General features: G+C 35.7%; 20 protein-coding genes and 1 pseudogene. 11 read left to right on the top strand and 10 right to left on the bottom strand.

Features of this window, described 5'->3' with window-relative positions; translation table 11 throughout:
- Nucleotides 1-175: 175 nt before the first annotated feature.
- Together EL260_RS05935 and EL260_RS05940 are read left to right on the top strand one after the other, a co-directional pair.
- Nucleotides 176-1,078 carry a LysR family transcriptional regulator gene (locus EL260_RS05935; protein ID WP_123859281.1) on the top strand — a complete coding sequence of 301 codons (903 nt, stop codon included), beginning with the start codon at nucleotides 176-178 and terminating at the stop codon, nucleotides 1,076-1,078.
- 9 nt (nucleotides 1,079-1,087) lie between these two features.
- A complete protein-coding gene (locus EL260_RS05940; protein WP_123860660.1) occupies nucleotides 1,088-1,606 on the top strand; it encodes a GNAT family N-acetyltransferase in 519 nt (172 codons plus the stop codon).
- Here the strand turns inward: EL260_RS05940 and EL260_RS05945 are convergent.
- Entirely contained in the window at nucleotides 1,586-2,050 is a 465-nt protein-coding gene (locus EL260_RS05945) for a GNAT family N-acetyltransferase (protein WP_123859282.1), read from the bottom strand. The genes EL260_RS05940 and EL260_RS05945 overlap by 21 nt on opposite strands.
- 484 nt (nucleotides 2,051-2,534) lie before the next feature.
- Between EL260_RS05945 and EL260_RS05950 the strand changes: the two genes are divergently transcribed.
- The 3 genes from EL260_RS05950 (at nucleotide 2,535) to EL260_RS05960 (ending at nucleotide 5,134) form a co-directional block, all read left to right on the top strand.
- Complete coding sequence (locus EL260_RS05950) at nucleotides 2,535-3,410, top strand: aldo/keto reductase (protein WP_123859283.1); 876 nt, start codon at nucleotides 2,535-2,537, stop codon at nucleotides 3,408-3,410.
- Nucleotides 3,411-3,576: 166 nt separating this feature from the next.
- Nucleotides 3,577-4,653, top strand: coding sequence for an NAD(P)H-dependent flavin oxidoreductase (locus tag EL260_RS05955; RefSeq protein WP_123859284.1), 1,077 nt, complete (start codon nucleotides 3,577-3,579; stop codon nucleotides 4,651-4,653).
- Nucleotides 4,654-4,687: 34 nt separating this feature from the next.
- Complete coding sequence (locus EL260_RS05960; protein ID WP_123859285.1) at nucleotides 4,688-5,134, top strand: lipocalin family protein; 447 nt, start codon at nucleotides 4,688-4,690, stop codon at nucleotides 5,132-5,134.
- Nucleotides 5,135-5,235: 101 nt separating this feature from the next.
- Here the strand turns inward: EL260_RS05960 and EL260_RS05965 are convergent, their stop codons facing one another.
- The 5 genes and pseudogenes from EL260_RS05965 to EL260_RS05985 all read right to left on the bottom strand — a co-directional run bounded on the left by EL260_RS05965 (nucleotide 5,236) and on the right by EL260_RS05985 (nucleotide 10,231).
- Complete coding sequence (locus EL260_RS05965) at nucleotides 5,236-6,573, bottom strand: UDP-N-acetylmuramate--L-alanine ligase (protein WP_123859286.1); 1,338 nt, start codon at nucleotides 6,571-6,573, stop codon at nucleotides 5,236-5,238.
- Nucleotides 6,574-6,579: 6 nt separating this feature from the next.
- Nucleotides 6,580-7,017, bottom strand: coding sequence for a hypothetical protein (locus tag EL260_RS05970; protein ID WP_123859287.1), 438 nt, complete (start codon nucleotides 7,015-7,017; stop codon nucleotides 6,580-6,582).
- Nucleotides 7,018-7,032: 15 nt separating this feature from the next.
- Nucleotides 7,033-7,839, bottom strand: coding sequence for a lysophospholipid acyltransferase family protein (locus EL260_RS05975; protein WP_045493822.1), 807 nt, complete (start codon nucleotides 7,837-7,839; stop codon nucleotides 7,033-7,035).
- A 27-nt stretch (nucleotides 7,840-7,866) separates the two neighbouring features.
- Nucleotides 7,867-8,496 carry an NUDIX hydrolase gene (locus EL260_RS05980; RefSeq protein ID WP_123859288.1) on the bottom strand — a complete coding sequence of 210 codons (630 nt, stop codon included), beginning with the start codon at nucleotides 8,494-8,496 and terminating at the stop codon, nucleotides 7,867-7,869.
- A 374-nt stretch (nucleotides 8,497-8,870) separates the two neighbouring features.
- Nucleotides 8,871-10,231, bottom strand: a pseudogene (locus EL260_RS05985) (IS3 family transposase).
- Between the two features lie 123 nt (nucleotides 10,232-10,354).
- Here EL260_RS05985 and EL260_RS05990 point away from each other — a divergent pair.
- From EL260_RS05990 to EL260_RS06015, 6 genes are all read left to right on the top strand, one after another.
- Nucleotides 10,355-11,173: a hypothetical protein gene (locus tag EL260_RS05990; RefSeq protein WP_123859289.1), complete on the top strand. Its 819-nt coding sequence runs from the start codon at nucleotides 10,355-10,357 to the stop codon at nucleotides 11,171-11,173.
- Nucleotides 11,174-11,267: 94 nt separating this feature from the next.
- A complete protein-coding gene (locus EL260_RS05995; RefSeq protein WP_232534824.1) occupies nucleotides 11,268-11,744 on the top strand; it encodes a hypothetical protein in 477 nt (158 codons plus the stop codon).
- Nucleotides 11,745-11,751: 7 nt separating this feature from the next.
- Nucleotides 11,752-12,486, top strand: coding sequence for a curli production assembly/transport protein CsgE (locus tag EL260_RS06000; RefSeq protein ID WP_228445336.1), 735 nt, complete (start codon nucleotides 11,752-11,754; stop codon nucleotides 12,484-12,486).
- Nucleotides 12,487-12,497: 11 nt separating this feature from the next.
- Nucleotides 12,498-12,908 carry a curli production assembly/transport component CsgF gene (locus EL260_RS06005; RefSeq protein ID WP_123859291.1) on the top strand — a complete coding sequence of 137 codons (411 nt, stop codon included), beginning with the start codon at nucleotides 12,498-12,500 and terminating at the stop codon, nucleotides 12,906-12,908.
- Nucleotides 12,909-12,934: 26 nt separating this feature from the next.
- The gene (locus tag EL260_RS06010; RefSeq protein WP_123859292.1) at nucleotides 12,935-14,299 is read left to right on the top strand and encodes a CsgG/HfaB family protein; all 1,365 of its coding nucleotides are present in this window, start codon (nucleotides 12,935-12,937) and stop codon (nucleotides 14,297-14,299) included.
- Between the two features lie 12 nt (nucleotides 14,300-14,311).
- Nucleotides 14,312-15,823: a carboxypeptidase-like regulatory domain-containing protein gene (locus EL260_RS06015; RefSeq protein ID WP_123859293.1), complete on the top strand. Its 1,512-nt coding sequence runs from the start codon at nucleotides 14,312-14,314 to the stop codon at nucleotides 15,821-15,823.
- A 252-nt stretch (nucleotides 15,824-16,075) separates the two neighbouring features.
- Here the strand turns inward: EL260_RS06015 and EL260_RS06020 are convergent, their stop codons facing one another.
- From EL260_RS06020 to EL260_RS06035, 4 genes are all read right to left on the bottom strand, one after another.
- The gene (locus EL260_RS06020; protein WP_228445338.1) at nucleotides 16,076-16,726 is read right to left on the bottom strand and encodes a response regulator transcription factor; all 651 of its coding nucleotides are present in this window, start codon (nucleotides 16,724-16,726) and stop codon (nucleotides 16,076-16,078) included.
- A gap of 226 nt (nucleotides 16,727-16,952) precedes the next feature.
- Entirely contained in the window at nucleotides 16,953-17,420 is a 468-nt protein-coding gene (locus tag EL260_RS06025) for an OsmC family protein (protein WP_123859294.1), read from the bottom strand.
- A 174-nt stretch (nucleotides 17,421-17,594) separates the two neighbouring features.
- Nucleotides 17,595-18,980: a T9SS type A sorting domain-containing protein gene (locus tag EL260_RS06030; protein ID WP_123859295.1), complete on the bottom strand. Its 1,386-nt coding sequence runs from the start codon at nucleotides 18,978-18,980 to the stop codon at nucleotides 17,595-17,597.
- 160 nt (nucleotides 18,981-19,140) lie between these two features.
- Nucleotides 19,141-20,700 carry an Rne/Rng family ribonuclease gene (locus EL260_RS06035; protein WP_123859296.1) on the bottom strand — a complete coding sequence of 520 codons (1,560 nt, stop codon included), beginning with the start codon at nucleotides 20,698-20,700 and terminating at the stop codon, nucleotides 19,141-19,143.
- Between the last annotated feature and the right edge of the window lie 39 nt (nucleotides 20,701-20,739).

Here is a 20,739-nt window from a genome sequence, read left to right on the forward strand (position 1 = left end):
GAATTCAGGTAAAGAGACTGGTAAGATAAGAAGGATGCAAAGGCGTGCTTCTCTCTTATAATATTCGGATCTTGTCAAAACAAAGATATATAAACCTGGATTTTTATTAGCATGAAAATGATATTAGTATTATAATTATTTTGTAATTTTATATCAGAATATTAATAATTAAGGCATGGTCAATTTAGAATGGTATCGTACTTTTAAGGCGATCTATAAAACCGGGACGTTGACAGGTGCAGCGGATGCTCTATTCATTTCACAGCCCGGGGTAAGCTTGCATTTAGGCTCACTGGAAGCCTATGTTGGATATAAATTATTTGACAGAACGGGTAGAAAAATGATTCCTACAGAAAGAGGGAAAGTATTATTCAATGCTGTAGCAGAACCGCTTACCAAACTGGAGGATGTAGAAAAAAACTTTCAAAAATCTATCGAAAAGCATACCCCAACCATCAGTGTGGGAATGTGTTTTGAAACTTTTCAGACCACCTTGGAGCAATATGTTTCTTCATTACCTTTCAATTTGATTATCAGCTTTGGAGAATATCCTGAAATGCTGGATCAGCTGGATAAAGGAATCCTTGATCTCATCATCACTCCGAAAAAAGGATCTTCACCTAATATACAGCATGAAGCATTTTCTTCGGAACAGATTATATTGGTGGGAGGAAAAGAGATAGATACAGAGGCTTTTAAAAAAGTTTTAAAAACAAAAGATGCAGAACAGATCGAAGCATGGCTGAAGAATGAGAAATGGTACGGAACCACCGGAGATATGGAACATCTTTTCCAGTTCTGGACTCTAAATTTTGGTCACAAACCGAATTTCCGCCCCAATTATATCGTTCCTAATCTCAATTCTATTATTCGTTGCCTGAAAGGAGGCACAGGATTAGCCGTTGTTCCGGATTTCTTATGCAAGAACGCAATTGACAGTGGAGAAGTAAAGCTGATCTGGGAGGGAAAGAAGAAGCTGGAAAATACCTTGTATTTCGGATGTAGAAAAAAGACCAATTATCAAACGGAAATAGAGCATATTAAAGGGTTATTCCGTAAAGTAATGGGCAAAGATTAGATCAGGATGATGAAGAAAGTATTAGAAACTGACCGGCTATTGCTAAGAGAGTTAACCATTGAGGATGCTTATCATTTTTATGAACTTAATGCGAACCCCAATGTAATACAATATACAGGTGATTCACCTTTTGAGAATGAGGAGGAAGCGCTGATTTTTCTGCAAAACTATGAAGATTATAGTGAGAATGGATATGGAAGATGGGCTGTTATTGATAAATCAACCACTGAGTTTCTGGGATGGTGTGGATTAAAATATGATATATTTAAAGATGAAACAGATATTGGGTTCAGGTTTTTTGAAAGAAATTGGAGCAAAGGATTGGCAACAGAAAGTGCTGCTGCCTGTTTAAAATACGGATTTGATCAGCTGCATCTTGAAAAGATCGTTGGAAGAGCAATGGCTGAGAATATAGCTTCCATAAAAGTATTACAAAAGCTTGGCCTTACTTTCGATAAAGAATTTGATTTTGAAGGACACAAAGGAGTAATTTATAGTATTGAAAAATCAAAAAAAAGTATATTCTAAAATAATCATATCCCGCATCTGCAACCCGTTTTCATAAATCGGTAATGAGTAATTTTCGATAAAGAAATCTTTACGTATCCCTTTTTTTACGAAACCGTTTCTCTCATAAAACCGAATCTGCTCAAATCCTGTATCTGAAGTTCCTACACTCAGAATTTCATAACGGCTTTCACGGGCAATTTCTTTGGCTTTGTTAATTAAAATACTGCCAATTCCTTTGCTTCTATAGCTTTCGATCACTGCAATATTTTTAATCTCCAGTTCAGTATCACTGTTTTTATATAAAGCCATCACAGCAATATTTTCTGTTCCGTCATGTAACAGATAGATATCACATTTGAAGATGTATTGATTAATAGCTTCAACGGTTTCGTCAGCTAACAATAGTAATTCATAAGGGATCTTCGAATCTTTGGCAATTTTATTAAAAGTATACTGTTCCATTTACAGGCTTATATGAAGGATTTAAGAATCATCACTTCCACAAAAATAAGGAAAATAGAGATTTGAACCAGTCATAGATAGAGTGACAAATATTTGGAGGTTGGAAATAGCAAAGGCGCAAGAAAATCGAAGATTTTCGGGAGTGTGATATTGATGATATTTCGCCACCAATGCACGAATAATTTTATTTGCATTTATCATCTATGTTGTTATGTGGTTCAAAAAAAATAAACCACATAGCAACATAGATTTTATAGATAAAACGGTTCATATACAATTTTATTCGTGCATCCGTGGCTATTAAATATGCAGAATTCATTTTATCGCAGATAAAATCTTTGTACCTCAGCATTTTTCAACCTATCTCAAACACTCATCAAATAACATTTTTTAACAATAAACAGTAAAATTGGTAAGCCAGAATTCCGTTTTTTTATTGCAAATTTGTTTCATCACTTTATATTAATGATAAAAATAAAGATTTATGCAAAAGAAAACTTACACAGGACAACCTGTAGTAACCTTAAATAACGGAGTGGATATTCCTGCTTTAGGCTTTGGAGTATGGCAGATGGAGAACCTGAAAGAATGCGAAAATGCTGTCATTAAAGCTATTCAGACAGGGTATAGAATGATTGACACTGCTGCTATTTATCAAAATGAAACGGCTGTAGGAGATGCCGTAAAAAACAGTGGGATTGATCGAAATGAATTATTTATAACCTCTAAAGTCTGGGTTCAGGATCATGGGTATGAAAAAGCAAAGCGTGCATTTCAGAGAACGTTAGACAGACTACAGATGGATTATCTGGATATGTATCTTATTCACTGGCCTTATGGTGATTTTCTGGGAACATGGAAGGCTTTGGAGGAGCTGTATCAGGAAGGAAAGATTAAAGCAATTGGAGTTTGTAATTTTACCGTTGAAAAGCTTGAAGAGCTAAAATCGAACTCAACGATTCTTCCGGTCATCAACCAAATTGAACTGCACCCGGTTTTCCAACAAAAAGAATTACAGGTGTATGATAGGGAAAATAATATTATAACACAGCCTTGGAGCCCGCTTGGTAATGGAAATGCTAGCCTTTTAAGTAATTCTGATCTGAAGGCGATTGCTGAGAAATATGGAAAAACAGTGGCACAGGTAATCCTGAGATGGCATTTACAGGAAGGTTTTGTAGTCATTCCGAAATCTGTGACCCCATCAAGAATTGAAGAGAATTTTAATGTATTTGATTTTGAACTGACGGCAGATGAAATGAATGTTGTCCGTTCTTTAGATACAGGGAAAAGATTATTCTTTGATCCAAAAGACCCGGAATGGGAGCAAAAGATGCTGAATTCTGTAGCGGATATTTAATTACAATAACATATCTCCCGCGGATTTCACAGATAACGCAGATTTTGATCTGTGAAGTTGGTGAAATCTGCGGGATTTTTATTTTCTGCTCAGCGTGAGGAATGTCATATCCTGTTGAAAATGAGGTATTCTTATTTTTTGTACCTTTTTATTTAAAATAATTTCTATGTTTTGGCCGGAAACAATCAGTAAAAAATTAGGAGTAAAATATCCTGTTATTCAGGCTCCGATGTTTGGAGTGAGTACTGTACCAATGGTTGCTGCCGCAACTAGTGCAGGGTGTCTGGGATCGCTGGCATTAGCTGATCTTTCAGCAGATGAATCTATTGAATTGATCAGGGAGACAAAAAAGTTAACAGATCAACCTTTTGCAGCTAATATTTTTGTACATCATATTCCCGAAATAACAGAGGTTTTAAAAGATCAATTTGTTAAAACCAGAACGTTTTTAGAGCAACTTGCAAAAGACAATAATATTGAAGTCAGTCTGCCTGATCTGGAAGATCTTAAAGTGAGATCTTATCATGAACTGGTGGATGTGGTAATTGAAGAAAATTGTAAAATTTTAAGTTTTACTTTCGGAAATCTGGATGATCAAAGTATTCAGAAGCTTAAAGAAAATGGAATCACACTTATTGGTACCTGTACTTCTGTAAGTGAGGCTTTAATTTTAGAAAAATCAGGGATTGATATCATCTGTGTACAGGGAACAGAAGCTGGTGGCCATAGAGGAACTTTTGATCCGGAGCATGTTCCACAGATCGGAGGTTTGTCTTTATTATCACAGGTATACGATCACATAAAGGTTCCGCTGGTCTATGCAGGTGGAATTTACAACGGGAAAACTTTACGGGCAGTAAAAGATTTGGGAGCACAAGGATTTCAGGTAGGCAATCTTTTATTGGCTTCCCAGGAAAGCGCTTTGCAGCCTTTTGAAAAAGAAAGGCTTAAAAAAGTAAGAGAAGATGAGATCATGTTAACAAAAAGCTTTTCAGGCAGATATGCCAGAGGAGTTAAAAATAAATTTATTGATACGGTTGAAAACTCTGAATATATTCTGCCTTATCCTTATCAAAATAAACTAACAAACGCATTACGGAAAGCTGCTAAAGCTAAACAGAATGCAGACTTTGTAGGTATTTGGACAGGACAGTCTATTCATGATTACAGTGAGCTCTCTACTGAAGATATTCTGAGAAATCTCATACTTCAAATTGATGCAGAGCAGGCAAAATTAAAGTAATTTCGAAGTTTTAAATCTAATTTAAACTATAAGAATGAAAAAATTATTTCTACCATTTGCTTTACTTTCAATTGTAGCATGCAGCAGCAGTAATGATGATGAACCACAAACGAATAATGTTTCTATTGTTGGAAAATGGTATATGGAAAGTGCTGAGAAGTATACGTCCAAAGACAAAAAAACGACGTTTTACACTCCGGAGGGATGTGACAAAAAGGATACTCATGAGTTTAAAGAGAAGGATATGACGTCAATAACGTTTGCTTCTCATAATAATACCTGCATACAGACAGATGTAGTGACCAGAAACTATACCTATGATCCAGTTTCTAAAAAATTCTGGTATGAAGGGGAAGAAGATTATCCTTATACCATTTCTCAATTAACCCAAACAAACATGGTAATAGAAGATCGTATAGATGACCTTGATGGGGACGGAATCAATGATGTGATCAAAAGATATTTTAAAAGAATACAGTAAATAAAATTCCTTTCATAAGATGAAAGGAATTTTTATTTTATATGGAAATTTGAGGTATTGTTATTTTCAAATTCTCAAATTAACTCATTCTCAAATTGAATTTATTTCGTAAGATCCAGCCCGCCAAAGTTTCCTGAACTCATCATCAGATAAACTCCGTTGGCTTTATCCAATGTATTCCAGTAAGCGTGAAGATCTTCAGCATTTGTGAAAACCTTTAGATTCTCATTCTTGAACTTTTCTTTAATAAATTCCGGAGAAATAGGCTCCATTCTTTTAATTTTTAAAGCATCTTCAGAATAGAAAACGACCGCTTCTTCTAATCCGTCCATAGCGTGGTCATACTGCTCTAAAAAGGCAGGATTTAAGCTAGAGTAGGTATGAAGTTCAAGGAAGCCGTATTTCTTTTCATTCTTAAACTGCTCTTTGAATGCTTTTACAGCAGCCTTTACCTTACTGGGAGCATGGGCAAAGTCTTTATACAATGTTCCTTTATCTGCTCTTTCTACCTTTTCAAGACGTTTGGAAGCACCTTTGAAGCTCATAATTGCTTCATAGAAATCTTCGTCCATAATACCCAGCTGTTGGCAAATATGCCTTGCCCCTTCCATATTCAACAGGTTGTGTGCACCAAAAACAGAAAGAGGAACATCTCCCATTTCCGTTTTTAGATATACTTTTCCGTTGCTGATCTCATATTCAGGAGTTTTGTAAGGGATCTTTCTGAAATAATTTTCAGCATTTTCCACTACTTTCACCACTTCCGGATCTTCTTCATTGTACACTAAAACACCACCTGGAGTAATGCTTGCTACAAATTTTCGGAACTGTTCAATATAATCATCAAATGTTTTGAAAACATTGATGTGGTCCCATGCAATACCACTCATCAGAGCGATATTCGGTTGGTACAATAAAAATTTTGAACGCAGGTCAATAGGAGAGGAAAGGTATTCATCACCTTCCAATACCATGAAATCATTATCCTGAGTTAGTTTTACCATACAGTCGAAGCCTTCCAGCTGAGCACCCACCATAAAATCTACCTCTTTCTGATGAAAATTCAGCACATGAAGGATCATGGATGTAATGGTTGTTTTTCCGTGTGATCCGGCAATAACCACTCTGGTTTTATTCTTAGATTGTTCGTATAGAAATTCCGGGTAAGAATATATTTTTAACCCTAATTCTTTTGCCTTCGCCAGTTCAGGATTATCCTGATGAGCATGCATTCCAAGGATGACAGCATCAATGTCCGGAGTGATTTTTTCCGGGAACCAGCCCATTTCCTGAGGTAATATTCCCTTTTTCTCCAATCTGGATTTTGACGGTTCAAAAATAGCATCATCTGAACCGGTAACCTGATATCCTTTATCTTTTAATGCAATGGCAAGATTGTGCATAGCGCTTCCGCCAATAGCAATGAAGTGGGTTTTCAATTGTATTTACTGTTTTTTAACATTAGTATTAATGATCTGCTGGAAAGCTTCAAGAATATTATTCCAGTTAGTCTGATAATTGGGAATAATCATACTGGCATCCGACTTACTGCCTTCATTAGGACCTCTTTTAACATTGATCGAAGTAGCAATATTGTCGTATAATTTTTTACGATCTTCCTGTATTCTTCTGAAATTATTCTGTGAAAGAACCTGATCTAGCTTTTTTAGATCTTCGTTTGAAATTTTAAAATCCTGTTTGTATTTTTTTCCCTGACCTTCAAAAGAATAATGTACATTATTCCCTTTGATAAGCAGATTTTCATAGACGGGAGCATAGCCACCACTTTTCGAATAGCTGATGTCGAAATCCGAATATACTTTTTGGCTGTTGCATGAAACAAATACTATGATGGCGAATAAAATTCCGATTATTCTGTTCATAATTTTTAATTTACTTTAATTATTTGAGTCCTTTTGTTCTAATTTTTTAGCTTTAAGTTCTTCATCATAATTGTGTAATACATTGAAGTCTTCGGTCTGCTCAATGGCAGTCATGATCTTCAATAAGATTTCCGGTGCTTTTTCATTATCATAATCGATATCCAAAGGAGCCTTGAATTCCATGGTAGGTTTTACACCGGTAACCTTTACACGAAGTCCTTTTTTATCGAATGCTCTTCTGAATCCGTTGATTTTGATTGGGATAACAATAGGACGCTGATTCTTAACCAATTTGGCAGTCCCTCTTCGTCCCTGGGCAAAAGCAGATGTTGTTCCTTGAGGGAAGGTTGCTACCCAGCCGTTGTCCAGTGCTTTCATAATATTGTCTACCTCGCTCATGTCTACCATTCTGTTGACATTTTTTCCTTCCGCTCTCCAGGTTCTTTTTACTGTTACAGCTCCTGCAATCTTAAATATTTTAGGAAGAATACCCTTATTCATGGTTTCTTCTGCTGCTACATAGTAGAAATCGATTTTTGGATTTAACAGATAGATCGGATTCTTAATCGTATTTAAATATCCATTATTTACGGCACAGAAAGCGTGATACATTGCAGCTACATCAGCAAAATAAGTCTGGTGGTTAGATACAAATAATACATTGGAATCCGGAAGATCCACAAGGTGCTCTGTTCCGGTTATTTTTAACTTATTAAAGCCGTTGAACCTTCTGTAGGATACCACTCCTAAAATAAAAATAATAAACCTTTTTAAAAAATAAGGTGTTCCGAATGCATCGGTGAAAATATTTTTCTTCGCCATTTTTTAATTAAACACGGTAGTGCAAAGTTACATTTTTTTCAGCAACTGGCTGAATTCACTTAATATCATTGCCGTAGCACCCCAGATAATATATCCATTGAAATTAATGACAGGAACTTCACTTCCACCTGCACTCGGAAGTGCCATGATTTCTGGAGTATCCGACAGATTTAAAAAAGAAGTGATCGGAAACTCAATGGTCTCTACAGCTTCACTCTGCTGAAGAACGAAGAGCGGATTCTTTTTAGTATATGAAATATAAGGATATACATAAAAATTACTCGGAGGAATATAGATGGGAGACATTTCTCTGATGATTCTTACATAATGTTTATCTATCCCTATTTCTTCGGAGGTTTCTCGAACTGCAGTTTCTGCAAAATCCTGATCCATTTCTTCACGCTTTCCGCCAGGTAATGAGATTTGTCCACTGTGTCTGTCATGTTCATTGATGGTTCTTTGGATCAAAGGAAAATACCACTCATTATCTTTCAGATACAACACAATATTCACTGCTGCAAACTTAGGATTTTTTGCAAGTACCTCATCGTATGTAAAAACGGGACGATAGGGAGGAGAGAATACCCCATGGGCGGGTTCGCCAGGTAGCTCTACACTTTTTATTTTCCTTAATAAATCTTTTCCAAAATTTTCCATAGCTCAAATTTAACAATATATTCCTGAAGAAATAAAGGCCTTAACATTAATTAACCAATAGAATAGGAAGGTTAATCGTGAATTTTGCTTTGCAAATGAATGATGAACTGTTGATGACTATTCTATATACCGTATTTCTACGTAACTGAAATCCGTGATACCGTAAATACCAGAAATAGTGAGCTTAGAAACCATAAATGGTGACTTTTATAATTTACACTTTGATGGTGGTTTCTCATTAACATGGAGCATATACCTTTGTCATACTATTAACTGTATGTCTTCAAAAGAAAGTGTACTTTTTCTTAGAGAGTGTTTTCTGTTTCAAATATAGAATTTAAAGTTTAGTTTTTTGCTTTTAAAAAGAAAAAAAATTAGGTTTCGATTAATTTTCTTTTGTAATATTCCTTTTTTCTTCTTTTTAGAGTTTCAGATTTTATCTGCTGTCTTATTTTCAACACTTCATCGGCTCTTCCAAAGTACACATCCGCTGGAGTTAGATTCTTCAAAGATTCGTGATAACGCTCATTGTTATAGCGGTTTACAAATACTTCCAAAGCCGCTTCCAATTCCTCTGGACTGTAATAATGATGCAGTTTCACCACATTTTTCATCGTCCTGTGGTAGCGTTCAATCTTGCCTTGCGTCTGTGGATGAGCGGGCTTTCCATGGATTTGCTTCATGCCGTGATTATCGTGTAAATACTCCTTTAATTCCTCGGTAATATAGCAAGAACCGTTGTCCGACAGAAGTTTCGGAACTTGTCCTTTTCTTAAACCTGCTTTCTTCACAGCTCGGTCAATGGTTCTTTGAACATCATTCACCTTCATATTTCGGCACAATTCCCAATGAACGATATAGCGGCTAAAATCGTCAATCACCGTGCTTAGATAGTACCAGCCCCAACCCAGAATTTTAAAGTAAGTAAAATCTGTCTGCCACATTTCGTGAACAAAATTGGTTTTATCCTTAAATTCATTCGAGGCAGAAATCAGGATGTGCGATGGAGCCGTTATCAGTCCTCTTTTCTTTAAAATACGGTAAACACTGGATTCTGAGATAAATACACCCTTCTCATCGGTGATTTTATGAGCCAGTTCTCTGCTGGAGAGTTCAGGATAATTCAAAGCGATTTCTACCACCAGATTTTTCTCTTCTTCAGGAATGTTGTTCCACTGCCTTCTGCCAGAAGAAGGGGAAGAATGAAATCCCGCTTCACCTTTCTCAAGGTACAGATTATACCACTTGTAGAAGGTGCTTTTGTGAATGCCAAGTTCCCTGAGTGTCCTGTTCACGCCGATTTCACTACGGGTAACCATTTGGATGATTTCCAGTTTTTCTTCAGGTAACAACCTCATATACTTTCTGTATTTTTCGGTTATTCCAGAATTTCCAAACTTTTTTTTACAATGTCGTAGCGGATAACGAGGTCGGCGACCGTCTCCTTGAGTTTTCGGTTCTCTTCCCGAAGCTGAGAGACTTCTTCGGAGGTTGCCTGGCGAAGAGTATCTCCTGAGAGTTGCTTTTTACCGGCTTCAATGAACTCCTTATTCCATTTGTAGAAGGTAGATTCCTGAATAGCGTGCTTGCGACAGAGTTCGGCTATGGAGGTTTCAGCCCGAAGGGCTTCCATCACAATTAGGATCTTTTGTTCCGCGGTGAAAATCCTTCTGGTTTTTCTGCGGATGTCTTTTAAATAATTTTCAGGATTACTGATTGGTTTTTTGGCTGTCATAATAAATCAAATTTAATGGTTTTTTTTGTTCTGTTTATTATGAAAACACTATCTTAGTTCTGAACTAAATCGGTACACTTTTTGCTGACGATTTACACTATTAACCAATTAATTTTTACTAAGATGAAAAATTTACTTTCAGGTGTGTTAACACTAATCGCCATGAGTTTCAGTTTCGCTCAATCTAATATTGATGTGACTACCCAAACAGGAAACTTGAACGTAGCTACTGTAGACCAGACAGGTCTTTTGAACATGAATTCTTTAACACAGAATGGAAACCGTAATACTGCAGATATTGACCAGGTAGGTATCTTAAATATGAATACTGCAGTAAGTAATGGAAATAGAAATTCAATAGACGTAGATCAAATAGGTATCGGAAACTCAAATACTGTAAGCCAGACAGGAAATAGAAACGATGCATCAACCTGGCAGATTGGTTTATTGAATTCTACTCAACAAACTCAGATTGGAAGAAGAAATGATGCTTCATCCGTACAAGTTGGTATTGGTAACTCTGTATATCAATATCAGGATGGACGAAGAAACGACGCTTCAGCGATTCAGTTAGGAAGTGGTAATATGGCTTATCAGGTTCAGTTAGGAAGACGAAATGAAGCTGATGGACTTCAGATAGGAGCTAATAACCTGCTTGTTCAGTATCAGGATGGTAATGATAACACTGCGAATCATACACAGCTAGGTAGTAATAATATTGCTGCTTCTGCTCAGGTGGGTAATGATAACACTGCTGTAGGAATACAAGTGGGTAATGGAAACCAATTATATCAAGCACAATTAGGAGATTCCAATATGGCCATTGACCTTCAAGCTGGTAACGGTAACTTTACTTGGGTAACTCAAACTGGTGATGCTCACCTTCATATTGGAACTCAGGTAGGTAATGGAAACTCTATGGTTGTAAATCAATCGAACTAAGCCCTTTTTAATACTGTAATCTTTAACATTGAAAGGAGAAACTACAGGTGTGGGTTCTCCTTTTTTGCTTAAAGCTTAAAATTGCCAGGAAATTATGATTGTATATCAATATTTACTGGGTGGGTTTTCTTCCATTCTCTATGAATGTATGTTTAATTTAAATATCAATGCCATGTTTAATTTGAGATGGAGTGTTTTAGCTCTTTATATGGTGTTGCCATTGCAGGCTCAGGAAATCGACTGGGATAAGATCAACAGCAATACAATCTTAAATCTTATCACCAAACAGAATATTGAAATGAATGCCGGTTACTCTAATATCATTCAGATGGGTGACTATAATAATGCAGAACTTTCTCTTAATAACAAAACCATTATTACTGTAAAGCAGCTTGGAGACTATAACGCTCTTTATTTTATCAATTCATTCACAGATAAGGAAACCAAGGCTGCCATAATTACGCAAGGAAGTAATAATATCGTTGACGTTACGGGAAGCAATAGCATTTCAGACGGAATTCAGATCAATGTAAAAGGAGATAACAGAACCGTCTTCATGAGAAATTATTAAATCACAAATGATGAAACCTTTATCCATCCTGAGTTTGAATACTTTTTTTGTCTTCCTGTTTATATTGGGTTATGGGCAGGAGGATAAAAAAGTAACCGCAAGAATTGAAAGCAGCACGTTGGAAAACCAAATCAAAATAAAAGCTATAGTTGTTAATAATACGGCGGTGTACAAAGAACTGAATTATCTTTTAATATCTATAAAAAAAGGAAACGGAGGAAACCTTTCCAATAATCAGCAAAGTGGTAAGTTTTCTGTGAATCCTAACGAAGTAAAGGTATTATCTGAGATGAGTGTCAATCTTGAATCAAAAGACGCGTTGAAAGCTTTCCTTTATATCAGAGACGAAGAATCTAAAACGTTGGTTGCAAAAGACAGTCTTGAACTCAATAGTGATTTTTTTAAAAAAAAGATAGCCAAGGTGGAAGATGATGCGGTTTATGAACTTAAGGGACTTACTATTGATGAAACCAAAACCAAGGTTGGAAAAGACTTTTACGATATGTTTTATATTCAGTATAGTCAGCTTCCGGACAAAAGCAGCAGCGCTATCACTATTTCTGAACTTCCTCTTCGGGGAACAAGTGGTCAGATCAATATTCAGATGGAAGATAAAATAATCTACAGCTTTATGACCAATCCGGGAGAAGATTATTTAAAAGAGCAATTATCTTTCAGCTTAAAATATATCAAGGAATTTACAGCAAAGAAAAACCTTATAAAAAATGAATTTATCTATTAAAAACGTCCGCTATGAAAACTTTTGTTATTCTTTTACTTTTTGTTGCGGGTATTTTCCAAGGAAAATCTCAGCAACTTGTTTATAAGCCGATTAATCCTGCATTTGGAGGAGATACTTTTAATTATCAGTGGCTTTTAAGCTCAGCCAATGCGCAGAATCAGTTTGACCAAAAAAACGATTACAGCAATCTGCTTGATAAAGTGAATTCCCTTGATAGCTTTACTCAGAGTTTAAACAGACAAATACTCAGTGAACTTTCAAGAAAACTCTTTGATGAGCAGTTTGGTGATGGAAATATAAAACCGGGTAATTATCTTTTTGGGTCACTTTACCTACAGATTACCAATACTAATCAGGGACTTTTGATCAATATTTTGGATACCAGTACAGGCGATCAGTCCGAGATCGTAATTCCAAAATAAAATAGAAACTTAAAACCAAACTTATCATGAGAACTTACACTTACACCAGAATTTTTTTCTGTAGTTTTCTGCTATGTGTTTTACAGGCCTGTAGCTCAATCTTTGGCTTACCTTCAGATCCTGAAAAGCCAACAATGGGAGAGGTAACCTCTTCCACAGAAGAACTTAAGAAACTCCCTCTGCCTAAAGAAAAAATAGTGATAGGAGTTTATAAATTCAGAGACCAGACTGGTCAGTATAAACCTTCTGAAAATGGTAACAATTGGAGCACTGCTGTGCCACAAGGTACCACTACCATTCTTATTAAAGCACTCGAAGACAGCCGTTGGTTTATTCCTATTGAAAGGGAAAATATTGCCAATCTGCTCAATGAAAGGCAAATTATCAGATCCACACGTCAGGAATATATTAAAGATGCAGATAAAAATACTCAGTCACTTCCTCCACTTCTATATGCCGGAATTCTTCTGGAAGGAGGAGTCATTTCCTATGACAGCAATATCCTGACAGGAGGTCTTGGTGCCCGTTATTTTGGTATTGGAGCTTCCACACAATACCGTCAGGATAGAATTACCATTTATCTGCGTGCTGTTTCTACCCTTAATGGAGAAATTCTTAAAACAGTTTACACTTCTAAAACCATTCTTTCAACCAGTATCAATGGAAGCTTTTTCAGATATATAGATACTGAAAGACTTCTGGAAGCTGAGGTAGGATTAACTCAAAATGAGCCCGTTCAATTAGCCGTAACCGAAGCTATTGAAAAAGCAGTTAAATCGCTTATCGTAGAAGGAATTCAGGATAAAATATGGGGAAAAGCAATTGATAACACTACAAGTTATCAGGCATTAATCAATGAATACAATAAAGAGCAGGAACATAATAATGGGAGAGCTGTAGGAAACCGATATCCAGAGAATTATAGACAAAAAGTTTCCGTATTTGCTAATGTAGAAGCTCAGAAAGTTAAAGATGATTATGTAAATCCTAAAATGAATATTGGTGGGAAAGTGGGAATGAAATATTTTCTCACTCCTAACTTTAATGTTGAGGTAAACGGCAACTATTTTACCCTTGAAAATGAAAATATTGTCAAAAGAAACTACTTCGGCCCTGAAGTGAATCTGGAATACCTTCTTTTTCCAAAATACAGATTCAGCCCCTATATTTATGGAGGGGCAGGAGCACTGTACTCTAAATATAAACCTCAATACAAAGGACAGGTTGGTGGTGGCCTTGAATACATGATCGATCACAACTTTTCGCTAAGAGCCTCTGCTCAATATGATCTTGGATTTAAAGATGATTGGGAAGGGCTTGTCAACGGAAAAAGAAAAGATCAGGCCTTACGCTTTGCATTGGGAATCAACTTTTACCTTGGAAACAAATAAAAAACACAAATTATGAAAACTTTAATCAAAATACTAAGCATATTCATCCTGATTTTTTGTCTGTTTTCGTGCAATGAAGACCTTGTAGAACAGGCTCAAACAGGAATTCTAAGAGGAAAAGTAGTGAAAAGAGGCAGCAATGTGCCCCTTGCGAATGTGAAGATCTTTACCAATCCTACCACACAAACCGTTTTCAGTGGTACAGATGGTTCTTTTGAAATTGCGGCAATGCCGATAGGTAATTATTCATTGAAAGCAGAGCTTTCAGGATATATTACAAGCTTTCAGTCTGTCAATATGCAGAATCAAAATCAGGTGGTAACAGTGGTATTTGAAATGGATGATGATACTTCACTGAATTCTCCACCTACCACACCGCAGCTTCTAAGTCCGATAGATAATGCGGTCAATCAGCCATTGAGTGTTGAGCTGACCTGGAGTGCAACCGATCCAGATACAGCAGACGTTTTAAAATATAGTTTAACAATTAAAAATAATCTTGACACTAATGTGATACAGGTTAATGATTTGAAAGTGAATCATTATACACTTTCAAGTCTGAAGTTTGGTGTAAGTTACTTCTGGCAGGTGTCTGTTTCGGACGGCATTCACCAGCCAGTTTTAAGTCAGACCGGTAAATTTACAACCAATACAGTTCCAGCTAACCGATACCATTATGTGAGAAAGATGAATGGTAACTTTGTCATCATGTCAAGTGACGAACAGGGAAATAGCTTCCAGTTTACAGATTCATCTTATAACAGCTGGCGGCCACGGAAAAATAATAATGCAGGTCTCGTTGCTTTTCTCCGAACTGAAGGAGGCAGTACGCATATTTATACTGCAAATCCGGATGGTTCCAATCCGTTTAAAGTAACTACTGTTCCAGTAGCAGGTTTTAATACTTACGAAGTGGATTTTGCCTGGAGTACCAATGGTAAAGAGATCATTTATTCAAACTTCAATAAATTATACCGGATCAATAAAGATGGAAGTGGATTGACCCAAGTATACACTACTCCAGACGGAAGCATGATTTCAGAATGTGACTGGAGCTATGACGGAAGTAAAATTGCCATAAAAACAAACGATTATAGCGGCTATAATGCAAATATTTATGTTATAGATATGATGGGAAATGTTCTTAAAACAGTATTATCCGGATCTGCTGGAGCCGCTGGAGGACTTAACTTTTCTGTAGATGGCCAGCTTCTTCTTTTTACCCGTGACTTATCAGGCTATCAGGATGGAAGTGGAAATTATCGCCAATTGGATTCTCATATCTTTATTTATAATTTAACGAATAATGCGGTAAATGATATTTCTTCAGAAAGCGAAAAAGCCTTAGGAACTAATGATCTGGACCCAAGATTTTCACCCAATAATGCCCAGGTGATTTTTATGAATACTTCCAATGATAATATTTCACAAAGAAATGTAATGGTTATAGATCTTAACAGCAGTATGACAGATCTTTCACGAGCCACACTTTTCAGTAATGGTGAAATGCCGGACTATGAATAGGAGAGGTGTAAAGGTAACGTTGATATCAATGTCAATAGTGAATGGTGTTTCGCAAGTAAATAATGAACTTTTGCCCGGATAAAAAATTGAAACACAAAGCGAATTGGCCATTCATCATTGACTTTTTTCTAAAATATTAATTAATAATTTTTGGTTTGCAAGTTCTTTATTAGCGGAAATTTGGAACGAAGCAAAAAAAATTCCAGGCCGGAAGGTTTGGAATTTTTTAGGTTATTGATCTGGAGGTGTCAATCAGTCGACAATATGATTTTCAATAGCATATTTTACGACTCCCGCAGTGTTTTTTACATTGAGTTTCAAAAGAATTTTTTTTCGATGTGTTTCTACCGTATTGATGCTTATAAAGAGTTTTTCACAGATGTCTTTGCTGCTGAAGCCATCGCAAATCAGTTTTAGAATTTCCATTTCACGACGGGTAAGGGGATCTCTGATGTGGAAATTACGCTTCTCCTGTTCATTACTGATGAAACTCAGCATCCTTTCCTTAGCATGGTCACAAATATAAATTTCGTTCAGTAACAAAGCATTAATAGCTTTTAGAAATTCATCATATTTGCAGTTTTTATCCAAATAGCTTTTAATGCCTTTATTGAATAGCTTTCTGATATCTATTACATCATAACAGCTTCCAATGATAATAATTTTAATATGATTATGTTTTGATACGATACTTTCTACAGATTTGCATATCTCAGTAAGCATAAGAATATTGGAACTCATAACAAGCATTTCAGGCGGCTCGTCTTTTAGTTGTTCGGAGAGAGTTTCTAATGAATTACAGATGTCTATTGTATTGAAAATTTTGCTCTGCATTAGTAATTTTGATAAACCCTCTGTATACAACATGGGTTCATCAAAAATAGTTAATCTTGGTTTCATCATGGTTGGTTTTGTTTATGTAAAAATATAAAAAAAACTTAACATAATGAATGATATCGATAAATAATTTTAATTTTCTATGATTATTATTGTAATAAAATGTTATTTTTATTGATTATTTGCTAAATAAATCTCTTTTTGTTGAGTTTTGAGTATTAAATTTAGAGTTATTATAGCTTAATGTTTAATATTGCTGGTGTTTCCTGAAGTTTTGTTAGGAAATATTTTTTTATTTAACTAACAGAGTAGGGATATGTTTTACAGGAAAATTAACTGAGTTGGCAATAAAGCAAAATTCACTGGCTTTATGATGAAGTTCTTTTGCTTTTTCCATCATAGACTCCTCCGAAACAGTAATGGTAGGGTGGAGTGTTACTTCTGTGAAATGCCCACTGCCATTAGTGGTTTCTTCCATAATTCCAATAGCTTCATCTTTATAATCAATGACGATAACTCCTGCCTCAGAGCAAAAGTGAAGATACCAAAGCATATGACATGAAGACAGGGAGGAAAGAAACATTTCTTCAGGATTGTATTTTGTTTTATCTCCACGGAATGCCGGATCAGACGATCCTTCAATGTTTATCTTATTTTCTACTGAAATGATGTGGCTTCTTTCGTAGTCTCTGTAACCGCTGGTTCCGGTTCCCTTGTTTCCTGTCCATTGAATCGTGGTCTTGTAATGGTGATTTTTCATAAATTGTAGAGTAAAGATTGTATATCAATAGACGTAGGTTTTAGTTTGTTTTAGAATATAAAAAAGCCCCCTATGTTTTATTCTAAATAATCCTGACCTACCAACGTTGAATGCGTATTTTTAATGTCAGTACTAAGGTAACAAAAAACTCCGGTAAAAACCGGAGTTCAAGCTTTAATTCTTAATAAGTTTTTTGATGGTAATGCTTCCATTTTCAAAAGTAACTTTAGCAATATAAAGACCTTTAGGTAAGTCTGAAAGTAGGCTCCCGGAATCTTTTATAGTTTTTACAAGCTTTCCATCAGCAGCAGATATTTCTATTTTGAGTACTCTTTCTTTTGATTGATAAATCAGGTTTTGCTTAACAGGATTTTCAAAAGAAATAGCGGGGTTCACTTTAGGAATTTCTGTGGTTGATAAAAGCCCATTATTAGCAATATACTTTACAATATGTCCACTTCCTTTTACAATGATGTTATTAGGATTAACCACCATTTCTTTAATTGAAAGTAAATTAGAACTTTCTGAATAGTAACCAAAAGTAGAATTTACTGAGCCATTTTGATTTAGCTTTGAAATAAAATAAGTAGAAGCAAAATCCCCTTCTCCATTTCCTCCAATATAATAATTCCCATTTTTTTCAACAATACTTTGAATCCAGGCTCCTCCATTAAGACCAGAGTAAGTAGATAAATCATAATTAAATGTATTATCAGGGGTTCCATCTGAATTGAGTCTGAAAATTTCAAGATGCTCATTGGAATAAACAATTTTATTATTGCTGTCTATTATAGCATCACCAACATGCCATAAGTTATAAGGTAATTCTAAGATGCCATTGTTTCCAAAGCTGGTAATGGGTTGTCCGTTAGAATTGTATTTTTCAATAATACCATTGTAAATACCGCCAGTGCTGCCGGTTCCTGTGAGGCAGGTAATATTGTTCTGCTGATCGAGAAGTACAAATGTTCCCAATGGAAATGCTCCCCTTGTGATAAGAGATCCGTAGTTACCAAAAGTCATGTCAATACTTCCATCAGCGTTGAATCTGCATATTCTGTGCTGGGTATATGAACTTATTCCATGAACAATAATTTTTTCATTCTGTAAAATAAGCCCAAAAGAACGGGTATCTGTATCACTGTTGTTGATACTTGGAACCATAGAGCTGCCATTTGTGCCAAATGAGGTGTCTAGCTGGCCATTAGAGAGTAATCTGGTTACTCGGGCAGTACCGGAATGACCTAATATTACCACCTTTCCATCTTGCTGTATTTTTAATTGGTTTTGAAGAGTATAATAAGGGAGTTGAGCAATTCCATTGTTTCCAAAAGTTGAATCTAAGTTTCCCTGGGTTGTAAGCCTGAATACAAAAGATTCATTAGTATTGGGTAAGGAATAAGAAGAATATATTCTGCCAGAAGTATCCTGAGCCATTGACCAAGCATAATTGTTCACATTGTATACTCCGTTTGAAGCAAATCCGGGATCTTTATAAATGTTTTGTGAAAAAGCATTTTGTACTACCAAAAGTAGTACGAAAAATATTGTTTTTGTCATGGTTATATTTTAGTTTTAAATTCAGTAACAAAAAAGGGTATTTATTTATAATACATTGAGTCTTTTTGGTTGATTGGTTGTAATTTTTATGGATTTACTTTGTTTTTATGCAAATGTATAAAAAAACCTTCAGTAGAAACTGAAGGTTTTAAATTTTGTCTTAATTAGAGAATTCTATCAATTCTTCTTTTTTGGAATTGTAAATTCTGTATTCTAAATATTTAAAAGAATCCCTTGGAACAATGGTTACCCATTTTTTGTATTTGATAAACCATTTCATTTGGATGCTTTTGATGCCTTTGGTTAAATAGGCTTCTACAAATGGATGTACATGCAGGTAGATTTTTCCTTTTTCTTTCTGCAGGATGTTTCTTAGTGTTTCACCCATTCTTTCCACGATAACAATTGGAGCTACAATCTCTCCATCTTTGTTCGGGTTTTCTTCTTTGGTTTCGATCTGTTTTTCCGGACGGTTTCTTTGTCTGGTAATCTGGATCAGTCCAAATTTACTTGGAGGAAGAATTTTGTGCCGCGCTTTGTCGCGCTTCATTTCCTCTTTAAGGTGTTCATAGAGCTCTCTTCTGTGCTCTGAGTTTGGCATGTCGATAAAGTCGATCACAATGATACCTCCCATATCGCGGAGGCGAAGCTGTCTGGCAATCTCAGTGGCTGCCATTTTGTTTACTTTAAGAGCATGTTCTTTATTAACAGCAGTTCCGGTAGTAATATTGTTTCCGGAGTTAACGTCTACGACGTGAAGTGCTTCTGTGTGTTCAATAACAAGATAAGCACCTTTGGAGCTTGGTATGTTTACATGTTTTCCGAAGCTCTGTTTTAGCTGTTTTTCAACATTATAATATTCCAGAAGTGGAATATGAGAATCATAAAACTGGACAATGTTTTTCTTTTCAGGAGCAATTACTTCAACATAATTGGTCATTTCGTTTACCATTTGCTCATCGTCGCAGATGATATTCACAAAATCCTGATTAAAATTGTCTCTTAAAATAGCTGAAGCTTTGTCTTCTTCGCTTAAAACTTTAGACGGAACTTTATTTCTTTGGATATTTTTAAAGGTGCTTTCCCATTTCTGAATCAGTTGATTCATGTCATTATGGAGGTCGGCTACCTTTTTTCCTTCGGCTACAGTTCTGATAATTACTCCAAAACCTTCAGGCTTAATGCTGTCTATCAGAGTTCTTAATCTTTCCTTTTCCTCAAAACTCTTGATCTTTTTGGAAATGGAAACTTTATTATCGAATGGAATTAGAACCAAAAAACGTCCTGTCAGTGAAACTTGGGTAGAAATTCTGGGGCCTTTTGTGGAAATAGGCTCCTTGGTAATTTGTAAAAGAACCAGGTCATCTTTTGCAATGACTTTGTCTACCGTTCCGTTTTTATCTATTTCGGGCTGTATCTCGAAATTTTTTAAGCTTGAAGTGTTTTGTTTTTTAGAGATTGTATCTTTCAAAAACTTTCTGTATGTAAGATATTGTGGTCCCAGATCCTGATAATGCAGGAATGCATCCTTGTCATATCCTATATTTACGAATGCTGCATTAAGGTTAGGGGCCAGTTTTTTTACTCTTCCTATAAACAGATCTCCAACTATAAAATCGCTTTTGTCCTCTTGCTCATGAAGTTCACATAGTCTTCCGTCTTCCAGCAGTGCAATCTTTGTAAGATCATCTTCATGCGAAACTATTAGTTCTTTCTTCATTTTGTTATAAGATAAAATTGTTAAGATTTTAGGAAATTG

This window comes from Chryseobacterium nakagawai (assembly GCF_900637665.1).
GTDB lineage: Bacteria > Bacteroidota > Bacteroidia > Flavobacteriales > Weeksellaceae > Chryseobacterium > Chryseobacterium nakagawai.

Bases quoted from the DNA above. Each gene is read 5' to 3' on its own strand.
- EL260_RS05995 (WP_232534824.1), top strand. From the start codon at position 11,268: ATGATTGTATATCAATATTTACTGGGTGGGTTTTCTTCCATTCTCTAT.
- EL260_RS05940 (WP_123860660.1), top strand. From the start codon at position 1,088: ATGAAGAAAGTATTAGAAACTGACCGGCTATTGCTAAGAGAGTTAACC.
- EL260_RS06025 (WP_123859294.1), bottom strand. From the start codon at position 17,420: ATGAAAAATCACCATTACAAGACCACGATTCAATGGACAGGAAACAAG.
- EL260_RS06015 (WP_123859293.1), top strand. From the start codon at position 14,312: ATGAAAACTTTAATCAAAATACTAAGCATATTCATCCTGATTTTTTGT.
- EL260_RS06020 (WP_228445338.1), bottom strand. From the start codon at position 16,726: ATGATGAAACCAAGATTAACTATTTTTGATGAACCCATGTTGTATACA.
- EL260_RS06035 (WP_123859296.1), bottom strand. From the start codon at position 20,700: ATGAAGAAAGAACTAATAGTTTCGCATGAAGATGATCTTACAAAGATT.
- EL260_RS05990 (WP_123859289.1), top strand. From the start codon at position 10,355: ATGAAAAATTTACTTTCAGGTGTGTTAACACTAATCGCCATGAGTTTC.
- EL260_RS05970 (WP_123859287.1), bottom strand. From the start codon at position 7,017: ATGAACAGAATAATCGGAATTTTATTCGCCATCATAGTATTTGTTTCA.
- EL260_RS06010 (WP_123859292.1), top strand. From the start codon at position 12,935: ATGAGAACTTACACTTACACCAGAATTTTTTTCTGTAGTTTTCTGCTA.
- EL260_RS06005 (WP_123859291.1), top strand. From the start codon at position 12,498: ATGAAAACTTTTGTTATTCTTTTACTTTTTGTTGCGGGTATTTTCCAA.
- EL260_RS05980 (WP_123859288.1), bottom strand. From the start codon at position 8,496: ATGGAAAATTTTGGAAAAGATTTATTAAGGAAAATAAAAAGTGTAGAG.
- EL260_RS05935 (WP_123859281.1), top strand. From the start codon at position 176: ATGGTCAATTTAGAATGGTATCGTACTTTTAAGGCGATCTATAAAACC.
- EL260_RS05945 (WP_123859282.1), bottom strand. From the start codon at position 2,050: ATGGAACAGTATACTTTTAATAAAATTGCCAAAGATTCGAAGATCCCT.
- EL260_RS05955 (WP_123859284.1), top strand. From the start codon at position 3,577: ATGTTTTGGCCGGAAACAATCAGTAAAAAATTAGGAGTAAAATATCCT.
- EL260_RS06000 (WP_228445336.1), top strand. From the start codon at position 11,752: ATGATGAAACCTTTATCCATCCTGAGTTTGAATACTTTTTTTGTCTTC.
- EL260_RS05960 (WP_123859285.1), top strand. From the start codon at position 4,688: ATGAAAAAATTATTTCTACCATTTGCTTTACTTTCAATTGTAGCATGC.
- EL260_RS05950 (WP_123859283.1), top strand. From the start codon at position 2,535: ATGCAAAAGAAAACTTACACAGGACAACCTGTAGTAACCTTAAATAAC.
- EL260_RS06030 (WP_123859295.1), bottom strand. From the start codon at position 18,980: ATGACAAAAACAATATTTTTCGTACTACTTTTGGTAGTACAAAATGCT.
- EL260_RS05975 (WP_045493822.1), bottom strand. From the start codon at position 7,839: ATGGCGAAGAAAAATATTTTCACCGATGCATTCGGAACACCTTATTTT.